We start from the raw sequence: 14802 nt of genomic DNA, 5'->3' as shown, positions 1-14802 counted from the left end.
ACCGCATCGAAGTCTTCACGTTTTCCGCGAGCTTTCTGTCTTACCCGACGCCTCCCCCAAGGCGATTTGGCTATTCCCCCAAAACCCAGCCATCGTTCAGTTTCATAGTTCCCGCTAGGCCCTTCGGCCATGGGACTCATTGTGCAAGATCACACTTAAGCTGTGTTATCAATTAGCTCAAGATTGCATCAAGCATATGAAAGTCTAAAGAGTAGTTTTAAAAGGCTACAGGTATCACTAGTATGAACCGGGGTCATTTACCAATCTGTATCCAACCCCTCTGACTGTCTCAATCCACAGTGAAGAACGCGCAGAGTCACCTAGCTTGCGTCGGAGGTTAGCTATGTGCACCTCAATACTTCGAACGTCCGAGTCGGAAACATAGCCATGCTCAAGATCGTCGTTGTCGAGACTGACCCTTCGGGCAAGCTCTTTCTTGCTCCGCACCCTGCCCGGAACCTGCATCAACACATGGAGGAGGGTGAATTCGGTAGCCGTCAAGACAATGGGAACACCGTCCAGATGAACTTCCCACGTTGAAGAGTCCAGTCGCAGTGCGCCGTGGCTGAGCACTTTCACGGCAGAACCCTGCCTGTCGCTGATCATCTGATTGATCCGGGCCTGCCGGCGCGAGAACGAATCTATTCTGGCACGGAATTCACGTTCACGCAGGGGCTTCGGAGAACACCCATCCGCTCCCGCATCGAACGCCAAGACCACCTCAATCTCTTCGCTGATGTCCATCACGGCCAACACGTACGCATCAAGATTGGCGCTCACACGGCGTATCGTTTCGATCCCGTCGATATCGGGCAGGCCAAAGCCGACGACAACGAGATCCGGCTTTGCCCTCTGGGCCAGCGCAACACCCCGTTGCCCGCTGGACTCCTCTTGTATGGCAAACCCGATCTGCCGAAGCAGTGTTGTCATCTTTCCACGCACGGCCTCGTCATACTCAATGACGACCACCTTTGCTATTTCCCCAACCACGTTTTTCCCCAATCCCCTGTTAAGGCGATCGCGGCGGCCTAACGTTACAGACCGCTGCGTGGACTAAATGCTACCGGAGAGCACGCAGAACTCGTTACCTTCCGGGTCATAAAGAACGACCCAGTCCTCGTCATCGTCCTGACCGACGTCTGCGTATTGCGCCCCCAGCGCCAGCACTCGGTCAACCTCGTCCTGTTGCGAAGTATCTTTCGGCCTAAGGTCAAGATGCAACCGGTTCTTGATGCTCTTTTTCTCCGGCACCTGCGCGAAACAGATAACCACTTCGTTTGGCCCGCCTCCGCACCGCCCAATGGTCACCAGACCAACGGCTTCCTCTCGAACTTCAAAACCCAGAACTTCACACCAGAACTTGGCAACGAGCATTGGATTTTGGCAATCAACGGCAATCTCACTGATGACTACGGACATGGCCCACGACTTCCCACTCCACCGGCAGACCTTGGATGTCCACCTTCGCCTCGGATGATACGCCGATCTCCCGCCAATGCGGCCAAAACTGGAAGTTGTCGGCAAATCGGGCAAAATGCTCATTCTGGATGCTGTCCAGACCCGGAATTCCAGGGCAGAATCATGGATCGCATGGAAACCAGCAGATGACTCACTTGGCTCGGGTCAGCATGCCGGTGAGGGGTTGTTCCAGTAAACCAGCTGACAGTCCAAGACCATGCTGGTTCGCTTCGGGGAACCCCGCATTCCTGAGATCACATGCAAGTGGAATTAAACGAAAAAACCCCCGATTTCTCGGGGGCTTTCCAATGGCGGAGGATAGGGGATTTGAACCCCTGAGGGCGTTAACCCAACACGCGTTCCAGGCGTGCGCCATAGGCCGCTAGGCGAATCCTCCTCATTTTGCTCCGTGGAGCAGAATCAAGCATATCTAAATTTCCGCTCAATCACGAATCGAAGGCAGCGCGCCGGCAAAACTCACTCCACTCAACATCGTAATCCTCTAGATTTGGCGTTTTTTCGCGCTTTCCCCACATTGAAACCGGCTCCTCCAAACTGTCCGTGGCAGGGAGGATACTCAATAACATGAGCAAAAGAGAGGTATTTCACAGCGACGATGATGCTCATCGTCTACCAATGTATCCTCCTGGCCTTCGAATGAATTTTGGCTCAGGAGGAGTGTGGGATGGGGAGCTCGACCAGCATAAGTTCTTCAATAAATTCGCTTCGACAGCCTTGGATTTATACAACCTTCCGCCAGCGGATTCGCCAGCAGACGGAATGAAACGCCTTGAAATCATCGGTCGGCTTCGAAGCATGCTGGATGCAGCCGAAGCATCCCTCATGGCAGACACCTTGGAAATGTGCGCCCGCGAAGCTACCAGCCGGGGTGTCCAAGAGTCCCTGCTCGATCAAGGTGACGATCAAGCCCAGCAGCTTTCCGCCAAGTACTACGGCGTCAATTTGGCTGACGAGATCACGGTCAGGTCCTCTTTCATCGCCGAAGCAGCGATTGCCATGCGTGATTCGGAAACACACATTCAAGGCAAGCTGTTTACGGCGGAAGGTCTTCGCAATCTATGCGTCGATACCCTTTCGGCCCTGGCCAACGGTGAGATCACTACCAAAGCAGCCAGAGAAATAGTCAAGCAATCTCAAGACTTGGACCCTGAAGACATCAAGCAGATGGAACATGTGTTGCTCCCTCTGGCTAAGACGGCAACTGATTCAGCGATCTCTCAACGAGCTCGCCGCATGCGAGAGCGGCTCCATCCGAAACCCCTTGACGAACGGCACAAGGAGGCCCGTGAGCTCCGCTCCGTGACGTGGTGGGCGGACGAAAATGGCATGGCCACTTTGCAGGTGTATCTTCCTGCGGAAGATATTTTCAGCATGGTCAACACCGTCAACTGGTTCGCCGTAACGAATGTGGATGAGGATGATGAACGGACCGAACGTCAACGCCGAGCCGATATTTTCCGGGATGCAATGATCGATGGATGGCCGGACAGCAATGGCACTCCGTTGAAAGCCCGCGTTGCCGTAACGATTCCTGCCTTGGAAATGTTGGCGGATCCCAAGAAAGCCCTTGCCGAGCTGGAAGGTTACGGCCCCATACCCATTGGCACTGCATTGAAGATCGCGCAGGAAGCGCCCTCGTTCATCAAGGTACTAACCGATCCCTGGACCGGCGCCGCGATTGATGTCGCCCGGGAAAAGTACCGTCCAAGCAAGGCTCTCAAGGATCTTCTACGTTTCCGCGACGTTCAATGTCGTTTCCCAGGCTGCAATCGGCTGGCCGAACAGTCCGAGGCTGACCATATCGACGGTTGGGCTCAGGGAGGCCACACATCGCGTACGAACACCGAGCTACTTTGCAAAAGGCATCAGCTGTTCAAGCACGCTTTGGGTTGGGAAGTAACCTATCGTCCAGATGGCTCTGTCAGCTGGCGCACCCCGAATGGAATCGTCTGCCTAGAAGTTCCGGGAAGCGTGAAAACGGTTCAGAACTTCGACTTCGAGAAGAGCCAAACACCAGTCCTTCCCGAAGTTGAGATGACTGATCGCGTTCGCAGAGTACTTGGCTGGTACGACCCTCCGGAAGCTGCAGCTGGCTAGACTCCGCAGTGGTACTGCCCAGTGAAGTGAATCTGATCAATTTTTTTGATCAGGAATCCAGACTTCCAGTTCTTTCGACAGCCAGTAGGACGACAAAAACGCTCCTCCGGAAAAACGAGCACCCACGTTGAAGGGCTTAGTTCGCCATGTGTTCCTGGCTAACCAACAAAATCCCCAATCACAATACGCAACGGCTCTGACTATCTGCGGCTCAAGCAGCAACAGCGGTCAGCGTTGCCGCGCCATGACGAATTCTGATCAAATTTCTTGCTCAGTTCGCCTCAGCCTTCGTCCCAAGCCAGCAGATCCACTGCCCGACTGAGTTGTGTTTCTGATCAATTTTTTTGTTCAGAATCCTTCCTCACTGTTTCGGCCAGCTCGCCCGTCCTGCGCGAACACGGTGGCTCAGGCAGTGCCGATCTAAAAATTTTGACCAGATTTTTTCCTTCAGCGCCTCGCGAGTGCTAGAGCATTTCACCCTCCCAGTCGCTCTTGACCAACCTTCATCTGGCCAATTTTCTGATCAAAAATTTGCCTCAGATTTCTCTCCCGTCATCAAAATGCCACCCGTTGGCCGCTGGGGTTACGAACCGCGTGAGGAATCTGATCAAAATTTTCGTTCACTTCTACTCCGGGCAACTGGTGAGAGCAAGCGCACGCCTTACGATTTTTATACACACCCCTTCCTCGGGTAGTATTTTTGGTGACCCCTCGTGTGGTGTCATCCTGTTGAACTCCCCCAGGACCGGAAGGTAGCAAGGGTAGATGGGCTCTGGCAGGTGCATGAGGGGTCTTTACTTTTTTACGCAAGCCGAATGGAGTCCAAGTGGGCGCTGGCCGTTTCGCCCCTAGCCCGTCAGGGCGCCTCCACATCGGTAATCTGCGCACCGCAGTCCTGGCTTGGCTTTTCGCCCGTTCCACTGGACGCGATTTTCTCCTGCGCGTCGAAGACTTGGATCGTGTTCGCGCAGGATCCGAAGCCGAACAGCTTGCCGAGCTCGACGCTCTAGGTTTGAGCTTCGATGGCACACTGGTGCGCCAGTCCGACCGGTTGCCTGTGTACCGAACCATTGTGGACGAACTGAAAGCACAGGGGCTTGTCTACGAATGCTTCTGTTCCCGCAAGGATATTGCCGAAGCGGGCAGCGCTCCGCATGCTGCGCCAGGATCCTACCCGGGCACCTGCCGGAATCTCACCGCCGGAGAACGTGCCGAAAAGGCGCTGCACCGGCCGGCGGCGTTGCGCCTGCGCGCCGAAGTGAACGAATTTTCTGTTCAGGACGAGCTCGCCGGCCGCTACACCGGCGCGGTTGATGATTTCGTGCTGGTGCGCAATGACGGAGCACCCGCATACAACTTGGCGGTCGTCGTCGACGATGCCGCCAGCGGAATCGATCAAGTAGTCCGCGGCGACGACTTGCTCTCGTCGGCCCCACGCCAGGCGTATCTCGCCCAGTTGCTCGGCTACACCATTCCGACCTACGCGCACGTTCCGCTGGCGCTGAATGAGAAGGGCCAGCGGCTGGCCAAGCGCGACGGCGCTGTAACGCTCGAAGAGATCACCGAACAAGGTGTGCGTCCAGCCGAAGTACGCGCATTTTTGCTAGAGTCATTGGGCTTGCCGGGTCAGGATTTGCAGGCAGCCCTGGCGGCATTCGACCCGGCCGCGCTTCCGCGCGAACCGTGGATCGTGAAGCCTGAAAACATTGTCCAACAGCTGATGCCCCCGGCATCGCGCAACCGATAGGGAACCGGCGTGACTACAGCGCTTTACCGCAGATATCGTCCCGATACCTTCGCCGATGTCATCGGACAGGAGCACGTGACCGCTCCGCTGATGACCGCTCTGGAGAAGAACCGGGTCAATCACGCATACCTGTTCTCCGGCCCGCGCGGTTGCGGCAAGACCACCTCGGCCCGCATCCTCGCACGCTGCCTGAACTGCGAGCAGGGCCCCACCCCGATCCCGTGCGGCACCTGCCCGAGCTGCGTAGAGCTGGCCAACGGCGGCCCTGGATCCCTGGATGTCATCGAAATCGACGCGGCCAGCCACGGCGGCGTGGAAGACGCCCGCGACCTGCGCGAACGCGCGACCTTCGCCCCGGCCCGCGACCGTTACAAGATCTTCATCATCGACGAGGCCCACATGGTCACCTCGGCAGGCTTCAACGCGCTGCTGAAGATCGTCGAAGAGCCGCCGGCGCACATCAAGTTCATCTTCGCGACGACCGAACCAGACAAGGTCATCGGCACCATTCGTTCGCGCACCCACCACTACCCGTTCCGCCTGGTACCGCCCGAAGCGCTGCTGGAATACCTCAAGGTGCTCTGCGACCGCGAAAACGTCGCGGTCGCCGACGGCGTGCTGCCACTGGTCATCCGCGCGGGCGCCGGCTCGGTCCGAGATACCCTGTCGGTGCTCGACCAGCTCATGGCCGGTGCGCGCGAGGGGATCCTGGACTACGAAACCGCCATCGCGCTGCTGGGCTACACCCACTCCACGCTGTTGGACGAGGTCGTGCTCTCGCTGCACGAATCCGACGGTGCTGGACTGTTCAGCGCGATCGACCGCATCATCCAGACCGGTTTGGATCCGCGCCGTTTCGTCGAGGATCTGCTGGAGCGCTTCCGCGACCTGGTCATCGCCAAGGCAATGCCGGAGGGCCTGGAGAAGATCCTGCGCGGCGTTCCCGCCGACCAGCTCGAAGCACTGCACCTGCAGGCCGGACTGGCCGGGGCCGGCGAACTGTCCCGCTGGGCCGATGTCACCAATCAGGCGCTGACCGACATGACCGGCGCAACCTCCCCGCGCCTGCACCTGGAGCTGCTGGCGGCGCGCCTGCTGCTTCCCGGTTCGCAGAATTCCGACAGCTCCTTCGCCGCCCGGCTGGACCGCTTGGAACGCCATGCGATGACCGGTGGGGCGCTGCCCGCGCTGGATGGCGACGATTCCGAGGCCGCCGCCATCGCGATGGGCTCGGCACCGAACCCGGGGGCCGCGCGTCAGGGCGCCGCCGCCGTGCGCCAGGCGCTGGCCGCGGCCAAGGCCCGTCGCGACGGAGAGCCCGTTCCCGATGCTCCTGCCGAGGTCCAGGCCGAGGTCCAGGCCGAAGCCCAGCCAGCACCAGTTCAACAAACCGCCATGCAGCAGGCTCCGGTACAGCCTGCGCCGGCCCCGCAGGTCCAGCATGCCCAGCCGGCCCAGCCGGCCCAGCCGCAGCAGGAAGCCCCGGCGTCTCATGCACCGGCCCAGCCGCAGCCCGCCGTGCAGCAGGCGGCCCAGGCTCCTGCCCCGGCCGCGGATGACATCAACGCTCCGCTGGACCCGGGAGCGGCAGCCTCGCTGAACACGGGAGCGGATGCCGATTGGGGTGCCACGTGGGGGCCGAAGGAAGACCGCAACCCGGTCACCACCGAAATCCAGCCTGGCCCGAGCGTTCCCGCCGAGCGCCCCGACGGTGTTGCACCGTTCAGTCTGGTGCCGGATCCGGCCAGCGGCGAGGACCTGTCCTTCGGGACCGGCGTCTCCATCGACGACGTCAAGCAGAACCCTGCGATGGCTGAGTTCGCGCGCCGCGCGGCCGAAAACCGCGCCCAGCAGAGCCACGCGCCGCAGCAACCCCAGCAGCAGCAGCAAGCAGCCCAGGTTCCGCCAATCCAGCCGGACTCCGAGGCCCAGCAGCGCGCCGCCTACGAACAGGCGCAGCAGCAGGTGCAGAACCCGGCGCAGCAGAGCCATGCACCGCAGCAACCCCAGCAGCAGCAGCAAGCAGCCCAGGTCCCGCCAATCCAGCCGGACTCCGAGGCTCAGCAGCGCGCCGCCTACGAACAGGCGCAGCACGAAGCAGCGCAGCGCGCGGCTCAGGAACAGGCCGCCCGCGAGCAGGCCCAGCGGGAGCAAGCCCAGCGTGAAGCAGCCCAGCGCGCGGCTCAGGAACAAGCCGCCCGCGAACAAGCCCAGCGGGAGCAAGCCCAGCGGGAAGCTGCAGAGCGCGAAGCGGCGCAACGCCAGCAGGCACAGGCGGCCCAGCAGCAGAACCAGTACCAGAAGCAACAGCAGGCTCCTCAGCAGCCTCAGCCGCAGGGAAACCAGCCAGCTGCCGCTGCCGGCGGAGGTTCTCCGGTCGCCAAGTTCCAGCAGGCATGGCCCCAGATTCTGGAACAGCTGCAGTCCAGCTCGCGCGTGCTGCACTCCATGGTCTCGAACTACGGATCGGTGGCTGGATTCGACGGCCGCACGCTGACGCTGGCCTTCAGCAATTCCGGCCCGATCGTCAATCTGAGAAACCGGCCGGATATGATGCAGAAGCTCACCGGTGTGCTTTCGCAGGTGGCCGGAGGGCCGATCGAGGTTGTCATCACCGAAGGCGGCTCGAACCCCGCAGGCGGTGGTTCCCCAAAAGGTGAGCGCCGGCCGATCCCGGCGCCAACCCCAGCACCAACCAAGTTCACCAAGGCTGACACCGCTGGGGTAGGTCCGCGCCCCGCGAAGCCTGCGCCGGCTCGGCCTGAGCCTGCTGCCGCCCCGGCGCCGCGCCAGGCCCCGGCCCCGGCGGCTCCGGCCTCCGCGCCCGCGCGCGACAACGGCTACATGTCCAGCTACGACGACGTGCCCCCGCCCTACGACGAGCCGTACATGGACGAGCCGCCGTTCCCGGACGACGGCGCCTTCGGCGACCCCTACGCGGCACCGGCTCCGACGCAAGCGCCGGCCCAGCCAGCGGCTCCGACCGCGCAGCCGAACCGTGCTCCGCAGGTGCAACCAGTCCAGCCGGCCCCGCAGCGCAGCAGCGCCCCGCGTCCTTTCGACGGCCCTCCGGTGGCTCCGCGTCCGCGCATGACCGCCGGGATGAGCGCCCGCCAGGCCGAGCCCCCGGGCTTCACGATCGACCGCCCGGTATCCTCGACGCCGCTGCGCCCGGGCAGCACGACGGAGTCCTTCGAGCCGGCGGCCATCGCCCGCGACCCCGAACCGCAGGCCCCGGCTCCGTTGCAGGCGCCGCCCCATGCTCCTGAGCAGCAGGCGCCGATCCAGCAGGCTCCGGTCCGTCAGGCCGCACCAGCGCCGGTCGCCCCGGCACCGCACAGCGCGCCGCAGCAGTCCCGGCCGGTCCAGCAGCCGCAGGCCCCGGCCCGGGAAACCGCGCCATCCTGGGGCGCCCCGGATCCCGTCGCGCCGCCCGCGAGCGTTCCGACGGCCCCGGCGCCGAACACCGGCACCGGGCGCATGAGCCGCTACCAGCAGCTGATGAACCAGGCCAAGGACGCAGCTCCGGCCGCCGGGCCGGTGCAGTCCGCCAGCGGTTGGGGAGGCATCCCGCTGCCTCCGGAGCCGCCGATGGAGGATCCTGCGGAGTTCATCCCGAGCGACGACGACATCGAGGTGGAGGACTCCGCCTTGATCGGCGTCCCGGCGGTCGAGCGGCTGCTCGGCGGCATGGTCATCGAGCAGCGCGACGTGAATGGCAACGTCGTGGAAATCAAGCGCAGCCTGTGACCGATCCGGCAGCCATACGGAGTGTCGGAGTGAGACACTAGTGTGTACGTTGGCGGGGTGCGCAGAGCTCCCCGCAGCTGGCCTTCGGGCCCCGCAAGACATAATCCTGCAAGCGACGAAAGAAGGCGCACGTGTACGAAGGTGCTGTACAGGAACTGATCGATGAGCTCGGTCGGCTGCCTGGCATCGGCCCGAAATCGGCGCAGCGCATCGCTTTCCACATCCTCGATGCCGACGCCGAAGACATGACCCGCCTGGCCGCTTCGATCCAGCTGGTCAAGGAGAAGGTGAAGTTCTGCGAGATCTGCTTCAACATCTCGGAGCAGGACACCTGCGCAATCTGCCGCGATGAGCGGCGCGACGGCTCGATGATCTGCATCGTCGAGGAGTCCAAGGACGTCCTGGCGATCGAGCGCACCCGAGCCTTCGGCGGCCGCTACCACGTGCTGGGCGGATCCATCAATCCGCTGGCCGGGGTTGGCCCCGAGCAGTTGCACATCCGCGAGCTGGTCACCCGCCTGGCCGACGACTCGATCACCGAGCTGATCCTGGCCACCGACCCGAATCTCGAGGGCGAGGCCACCGCGGTGTATCTGGTGCGCGCGTTGGCTCCGCTGGGCATCAAGATCACCCGCCTGGCCTCCGGGCTTCCGGTGGGCGGCGATTTGGAGTACGCCGACGAGGTCACCTTGGCGCGTGCCTTCGAGGGACGCCGGGTTGCGGGACGGGCGGCCGCCCCGCAGGTTGCACCGCAGTTGCCGGCTCCCGAGCCCCGGACCGAAGCCCCCGCACGCGGCAAGCCCGAGGCCGGGGATTCGGCGTCCGCCCATCCGGTTGATGCGCAAACCCAGCAGCGATTCGTCGTTCCGGAAATGGACGACCACCGCAGCGCCACCCGCTGATCACGGAGTATCCGCAGAATCCCACCTCGCCGACCGCGCGCAATGCGCTGCCGGCGGGGTGTTTTTTATTCCCGACGCAGCCCTTTTGTGGAGCACCGCACACATGGTTGATGATCGTCAACTAATCATTTATAGTTGACTGGAATCAACCTTCTCCCTTTCTTCTTTGGAGCGCTAATGACCGCAACCGCACCGGTCGCACAGCCCAAGATGAGCCACCGCGAAATCATGCAGGCCCTGACGGGGCTGCTGATGGGCATGTTTGTCTCCATCTTGGCTGGCACCGTCGTTTCCAGTTCCCTCCCAGTGATCGTTTCCGATCTGGACGGCGGCCAGACCGCCTTCACCTGGGTCGTCACCGCCACGCTGCTGGCGACCACCATCTCCACCCCGATCTGGGGAAAGCTCGCAGACCTCGGCAACCGCAAGCTGCTGCTGCAGCTGGCACTGGCCATGTTCGTGCTGGCCTCGGCCGCCGCGGGCTTCGCGCAGAACACCGAATTCCTGATCGCCATGCGCGTCGTCCAGGGCTTGGCCGGCGGCGGCATGGGCGCCCTGAGCCAGATCGTCATGGCCGACATCCTCTCCCCGCGTGAACGCGGCAAGTACATGGGCCTTTTCGGCGCCGTCATGGCCGTGGGCACCGTAGGCGGACCGTTGATCGGCGGTTTCATCACCGACACCATCAACTGGCGCTGGAACTTCTTCGTGGCGCTGCCGTTCGCCGTGGTCGCGATCCTGCTGATCCAGCGCACCCTGCATCTTCCGGCCTTCGCCAAGCGCAAGGTCACGATCGACTACCTGGGCATCATGCTGCTGTCCTCGGGTGTAGCCCTGCTGCTGATCTGGCTGTCCATGGGCGGTTCGCAGTTCGACTGGAACTCCTCCACCAGCTACCTGATGGCCGGCGGTTCAGTGGTCCTGCTGTCGCTGTTCGTGCTCACCGAGTTCAAGGCCCCCGAACCGCTGCTGAACCTGCAGCTGTTCAAGAACCGCACCTTCACCTTCGCGGTCATCGCTTCGCTGGCCGTCGGCGTCTCGATGTTCGGCACCTCGGTGTTCCTCAGCCAGTACATGATCATGGCCCGCGGCGCGACCGCCACCCAGGCCGGCTTGATGACCTTCCCGATGATGGCCGGCCTGCTGGTCGTCTCCACCATTGCCGGCGCGCTGATCACGCGCTTCGGCAAGTGGAAGGCCTTCGTGGTCACCGGCTCGATCCTGCAGGTCATCGGCCTTTTCCTGCTGGGAACCATCCACTACGACACCGACTTCGTCCTGGTGGGCGTGTACATGTTCATCCTGGGCGCCGGCGTCGGCCTGGTCATGCAGAACATGGTCCTGGTGGTGCAGAACGCCGTTCCCGTCAAGGAACTCGGCGTGGCTTCCTCGGCCGTGAACTTCTTCCGCACCCTGGGCGGCACCGCCGGCACCGCCGGGCTCGGCGCCCTGCTGGCGATCAACATTCCGAACATGATCGCCGACCGGCAGTCGGACCTGGCCAAGGCGATGGCCGCACTGGGCGACAAGGCCGCAGAGGTCTCCGCGCAGCTGGCCTCCGGCAGCCTGCCGACCATCTCCACGCTGCCCGAGCCGGTGCGCGTGATCTTCGAATCCGTCTACGGCGACGGTGTCGCGGCGCTGTTCGCGGTGGCCGCCCCGATCTCGCTGATCACCGTCGTGGCAGTGTGCCTGCTGCCGAACCAGAAGCTGCGCACGCAGACCGCCGTTGAACGCCATCAGGAAGGCGAGGGCCAGGCCCAGGTTCCCGCTCCCGTCGCGGAAAACCCCGAAGGCCTCGAGGCGCAGCGCGCCGAAGGCACCGTGCTCACCGAGGCCCCGGCCATCCATGAAGGCGACAACGAGAAGAAGCCCGGCTCCCCCGCCGGGGCGTAGGGAACGCCATGGAAACCGCGAGCAACGGCGCCGCAACCAGGGGCACCGAGCGTGCCGAGCTCTACGAGGCCGCCGAGCAGCAGCTGCTGGACTTCGTCGCGGTGATTTCCCGCACCAAGCGGGAGGTCGCCGCGCGCATGGAGCACCGGCTGACCCCGGCCGCGCTGCCGGTGCTCGGGCTGATCATGCGCTCCAAGCGCATCTCGCAGTCCGAGATCTGCGACCGGCTGCTGATCGACAAGGCGGCGCTCTCGCGCATGGTCGCCAAGCTCGAGGAACTCGGCCTGGTCACCCGCGAAGTGGACCCGGAGGACCGCCGGGTCTCGCAGCTGCTGCCCACCGATCTGGCGGTGACCCGGTGGCGCGAGTGGCTGCACAGCTGGCGAATGGATCTCAGGGCGCGGATGGAGCAGTGGAGCGATGAGGATCTCGGCGCGCTGACTTCATTGATCGGCCGCCTGAACCTGGACATCGCCTGCCCCTAGCTTGTGTGCGCCGCCAAGGCTGCCGCGGACTTCGACAAACTGTCGGGGTCCGCGGCTATCGTCGTTTTATGGATTCGCAAACGAAAATCGAAGCCGCCACGGGAACCTCCTGGAGCGAATGGGTCGGCATGCTTGACGCGATCGACGCAGGCTGCCTTCCCTACGGGGAACAGGTGGAGCTGCTCGCCCGAACACTGGATGTCCCGGAAAACGAAGGCCTGGCACTGGCGCGCTCCATCGTGCGCGCCTACCGCAAGAAATAGCACTTCCCCAACTGGAGGGCACGGTGCATTCAGGCTAGATTTCAAGCATGGCAACACGAAGCAGCAACACCGAGGCAATCGCCAATGCGACCGGACGGCCGTGGAGCCAATGGTCGAAGGCCCTGCACGAGGCTTCGGCCGCCGAACTGGCCCACCAGCAGATTGCCCGGCTGGCCGCCGCGCTCATGCCCCGGGACCTGGCGAACCCCCAGTGGTGGGCCCAGGGTGTCGCGGTAGCCTTCGAACAGGAAATCGGCCGCCGCGTTCCCGGTCAGGCCCAGGATGGAACATTCCAGGGATCGACCACCGCGACGCTTCCGACGACGCTGGACGGCGCCCTGGAGCGCTGGCTGCGGACGGTGTCCTGCCTGGCGGAATTCAACGGGCAGACGCTGACCGCGGACCCCGCGATCAGTTCCAGCGAACGCTGGCGCTATTGGCGCGCGAGCTTCAGCGACGGCACCAAGACCCAGGTGGACATTGGTCTCAAGGGCGAAAAAGCCGCCGTTGCCGTAAATGTTACTAAGGCTGGGAGTCCCGAGATGGTGTCGGAGTGGAAGTCCTTTTGGCGACAAATTTTGGCTCGCACCAAGGAATAAGGCGCGATATTAGGCACATTCACCGGCGCTCTCTAGGCAATATGACCAACCGTTAACGTCACAAGTAGGTCATGATCGAGCGAAGCTGTCACAATATTTATCTGGTAGATGTCTCGCGCGGCATGATCCTGTACCCGCCAACCACGGTGTCGGCGGCGCTTCGGGAGGCGCGCGAGCCACAGCTTTCAACAGGTGGAGTGAGTGCCCATGGGCCTAATTGTGCAAAAGTTTGGCGGTTCGTCCGTATCGGATGCCGAAGGCATCAAACGCGTCGCGCGCCGAATTATTGACACCAAGAACCAGGGCCACGAGGTGGTTGTGGTGGTTTCCGCCATGGGCGACACCACCGACGACCTGCTGGACCTTGCCGGCCAGCTGACCGACGAGGCTCCCGCCCGCGAGATGGACATGCTCCTGTCCGCAGGTGAACGCATCTCCATGTCCCTGCTGGCCATGGCGATCGACCAGTTCGGCGAACGCGCCGCTTCCTTCACCGGCTCCCAGGCCGGCCTGATCACCGACTCGACCCACGGCAAGGCCCGCATCATGGAGGTCTCGCCGCAGCGCGTGCGCCGCGCCATCGACCGCGGCTTCATCGCCATCGTCGCCGGCTTCCAGGGCATGAGCAAGGAATCCAAGAACATCACCACGATGGGCCGCGGCGGCTCCGACACCACCGCGGTGGCGCTGGCCGCAGCGCTCGGCGCCGACGTCTGCGAGATCTACACCGACGTTGACGGCATCTACACTGCCGACCCGCGCGTGGTCCCGTCCGCGACCAAGATCGAGAAGATCACCAGCGAGGAAATGCTGGAAATGGCGGCCAGCGGATCCAAGATCCTGCACCTGCGTTGCGTGGAATACGCGCGCCGCTTCGGAGTGCCGCTGCATGTGCGCTCCTCCTTCAGCACCAACGAGGGCACCTGGGTGCTCCCGGACCCCAACGACAAGATCAAGATTCAAGAGGGAGAACCCTTGGAACAGCCAATCATCTCCGGTGTTGCCCACGACCATTCCGAGGCGAAGGTCACCGTCATCGGCGTCCCCGACATCCCGGGCAAGGCAGCACAGATCTTCGGCGTGATCGCCGCGGCCCAGGCCAACATCGACATGATCGTGCAGAACATCTCGACCCGCGGCTCGGGCAAGACCGACATCTCCTTCACCCTGCCGATGACCGAGACCAAGCATGTGCTGGACGCGCTGAACACCGCCAAGGGCGAGATCGGCTTCGAGGACATCGAGCACAACGACGAGGTCGGCAAGCTGTCGCTGATCGGCGCCGGCATGCGCTCGAACCCGGGCGTCTCCTTCACCTTCTTCGAGGCCCTGCACCAGGCCGGCGTGAACGTGGACATGATCTCCACCTCCGAGATCCGCATCTCCGTGGTGACCGATGCTGACAAGCTCAACGACGCGGTCCGCGCCATCCACACCGCGTTCAACCTGGACACCGAGGTGGAAGCCACCGTGTACGGCGGCACCGGCCGCTAGGCGAACCTTCCACTTGATCCGCAGGCGGCCCGGCACTTCGGTGCCCGGCCGCCTGCGGCGTTAACACCCCGGACTTTGCGGCGCGCTCCG

Annotated in this window: 10 protein-coding genes, 1 tRNA gene, 1 other RNA gene and 1 pseudogene; 10 read left to right on the top strand and 3 right to left on the bottom strand. The window is 63.0% G+C overall.

The genetic code is table 11. The features are described from left to right. Positions 1–237 precede the first annotated feature (237 nt). The 3 genes from JQN66_RS01675 to JQN66_RS01665 form a co-directional block, all read right to left on the bottom strand. Positions 238–969, bottom strand: a complete 732-nt coding sequence (locus JQN66_RS01675; protein WP_204676395.1) for a response regulator transcription factor — start codon at positions 967–969, stop codon at positions 238–240. An 84-nt stretch (positions 970–1053) separates the two neighbouring features. Then, positions 1054–1419: a VOC family protein gene (locus tag JQN66_RS01670; RefSeq protein WP_204676394.1), complete on the bottom strand. Its 366-nt coding sequence runs from the start codon at positions 1417–1419 to the stop codon at positions 1054–1056. Between the two features lie 348 nt (positions 1420–1767). Next, positions 1768–1855, bottom strand: a tRNA-Ser gene (locus JQN66_RS01665). Between the two features lie 188 nt (positions 1856–2043). On the opposite strand from JQN66_RS01665, the gene JQN66_RS01660 reads away from it, so the two are divergent. The 10 genes and pseudogenes from JQN66_RS01660 to JQN66_RS01615 all read left to right on the top strand — a co-directional run bounded on the left by JQN66_RS01660 (position 2044) and on the right by JQN66_RS01615 (position 14712). Beyond that, positions 2044–3576 carry an HNH endonuclease signature motif containing protein gene (locus tag JQN66_RS01660; protein ID WP_204676393.1) on the top strand — a complete coding sequence of 511 codons (1533 nt, stop codon included), beginning with the start codon at positions 2044–2046 and terminating at the stop codon, positions 3574–3576. A gap of 702 nt (positions 3577–4278) precedes the next feature. After that, positions 4279–4375, top strand: an RNA gene (gene ffs, locus JQN66_RS01655) — signal recognition particle sRNA small type. A gap of 27 nt (positions 4376–4402) precedes the next feature. Continuing rightward, positions 4403–5323: a tRNA glutamyl-Q(34) synthetase GluQRS gene (gene gluQRS, locus JQN66_RS01650; RefSeq protein ID WP_204676392.1), complete on the top strand. Its 921-nt coding sequence runs from the start codon at positions 4403–4405 to the stop codon at positions 5321–5323. 9 nt (positions 5324–5332) lie between these two features. Continuing rightward, entirely contained in the window at positions 5333–9073 is a 3741-nt protein-coding gene (locus tag JQN66_RS01645) for a DNA polymerase III subunit gamma and tau (RefSeq protein ID WP_204676391.1), read from the top strand. Positions 9074–9204: 131 nt separating this feature from the next. Beyond that, positions 9205–9795, top strand: a pseudogene (recR, locus tag JQN66_RS01640) (recombination mediator RecR); the annotation flags it as partial. Between the two features lie 357 nt (positions 9796–10152). Further along, entirely contained in the window at positions 10153–11871 is a 1719-nt protein-coding gene (locus tag JQN66_RS01635) for a DHA2 family efflux MFS transporter permease subunit (RefSeq protein WP_204676390.1), read from the top strand. 8 nt (positions 11872–11879) lie between these two features. Continuing rightward, entirely contained in the window at positions 11880–12356 is a 477-nt protein-coding gene (locus JQN66_RS01630) for a MarR family winged helix-turn-helix transcriptional regulator (protein WP_204676389.1), read from the top strand. A gap of 68 nt (positions 12357–12424) precedes the next feature. Further along, entirely contained in the window at positions 12425–12619 is a 195-nt protein-coding gene (locus tag JQN66_RS01625) for a hypothetical protein (RefSeq protein ID WP_204676388.1), read from the top strand. Between the two features lie 47 nt (positions 12620–12666). Next, positions 12667–13218 (top strand): hypothetical protein, encoded by a 552-nt coding sequence (locus tag JQN66_RS01620; RefSeq protein WP_204676387.1) that lies wholly within the window; start codon positions 12667–12669, stop codon positions 13216–13218. Between the two features lie 207 nt (positions 13219–13425). Continuing rightward, on the top strand, positions 13426–14712 hold the full coding sequence (locus JQN66_RS01615) for an aspartate kinase (protein ID WP_188948461.1): 1287 nt from the start codon (positions 13426–13428) through the stop codon (positions 14710–14712). Positions 14713–14802: the final 90 nt, after the last annotated feature.

It is taken from the genome of Glutamicibacter protophormiae, assembly GCF_016894325.1.
Classification (GTDB): Bacteria; Actinomycetota; Actinomycetes; order Actinomycetales; family Micrococcaceae; genus Glutamicibacter; species Glutamicibacter protophormiae.
Note: the sequence above shows the minus strand (reverse complement) of the source record. Positions and strands in the feature narration are given on the sequence as shown.

What these genes read in the sequence shown, in the direction of transcription:
- JQN66_RS01635 (WP_204676390.1), top strand. Translation starts at nt 10,153, where the DNA reads ATGACCGCAACCGCACCGGTCGCACAGCCCAAGATGAGCCACCGCGAA.
- JQN66_RS01630 (WP_204676389.1), top strand. Translation starts at nt 11,880, where the DNA reads ATGGAAACCGCGAGCAACGGCGCCGCAACCAGGGGCACCGAGCGTGCC.
- JQN66_RS01660 (WP_204676393.1), top strand. Translation starts at nt 2,044, where the DNA reads ATGAGCAAAAGAGAGGTATTTCACAGCGACGATGATGCTCATCGTCTA.
- JQN66_RS01615 (WP_188948461.1), top strand. Translation starts at nt 13,426, where the DNA reads ATGGGCCTAATTGTGCAAAAGTTTGGCGGTTCGTCCGTATCGGATGCC.
- JQN66_RS01670 (WP_204676394.1), bottom strand. Translation starts at nt 1,419, where the DNA reads ATGTCCGTAGTCATCAGTGAGATTGCCGTTGATTGCCAAAATCCAATG.
- JQN66_RS01625 (WP_204676388.1), top strand. Translation starts at nt 12,425, where the DNA reads ATGGATTCGCAAACGAAAATCGAAGCCGCCACGGGAACCTCCTGGAGC.
- JQN66_RS01620 (WP_204676387.1), top strand. Translation starts at nt 12,667, where the DNA reads ATGGCAACACGAAGCAGCAACACCGAGGCAATCGCCAATGCGACCGGA.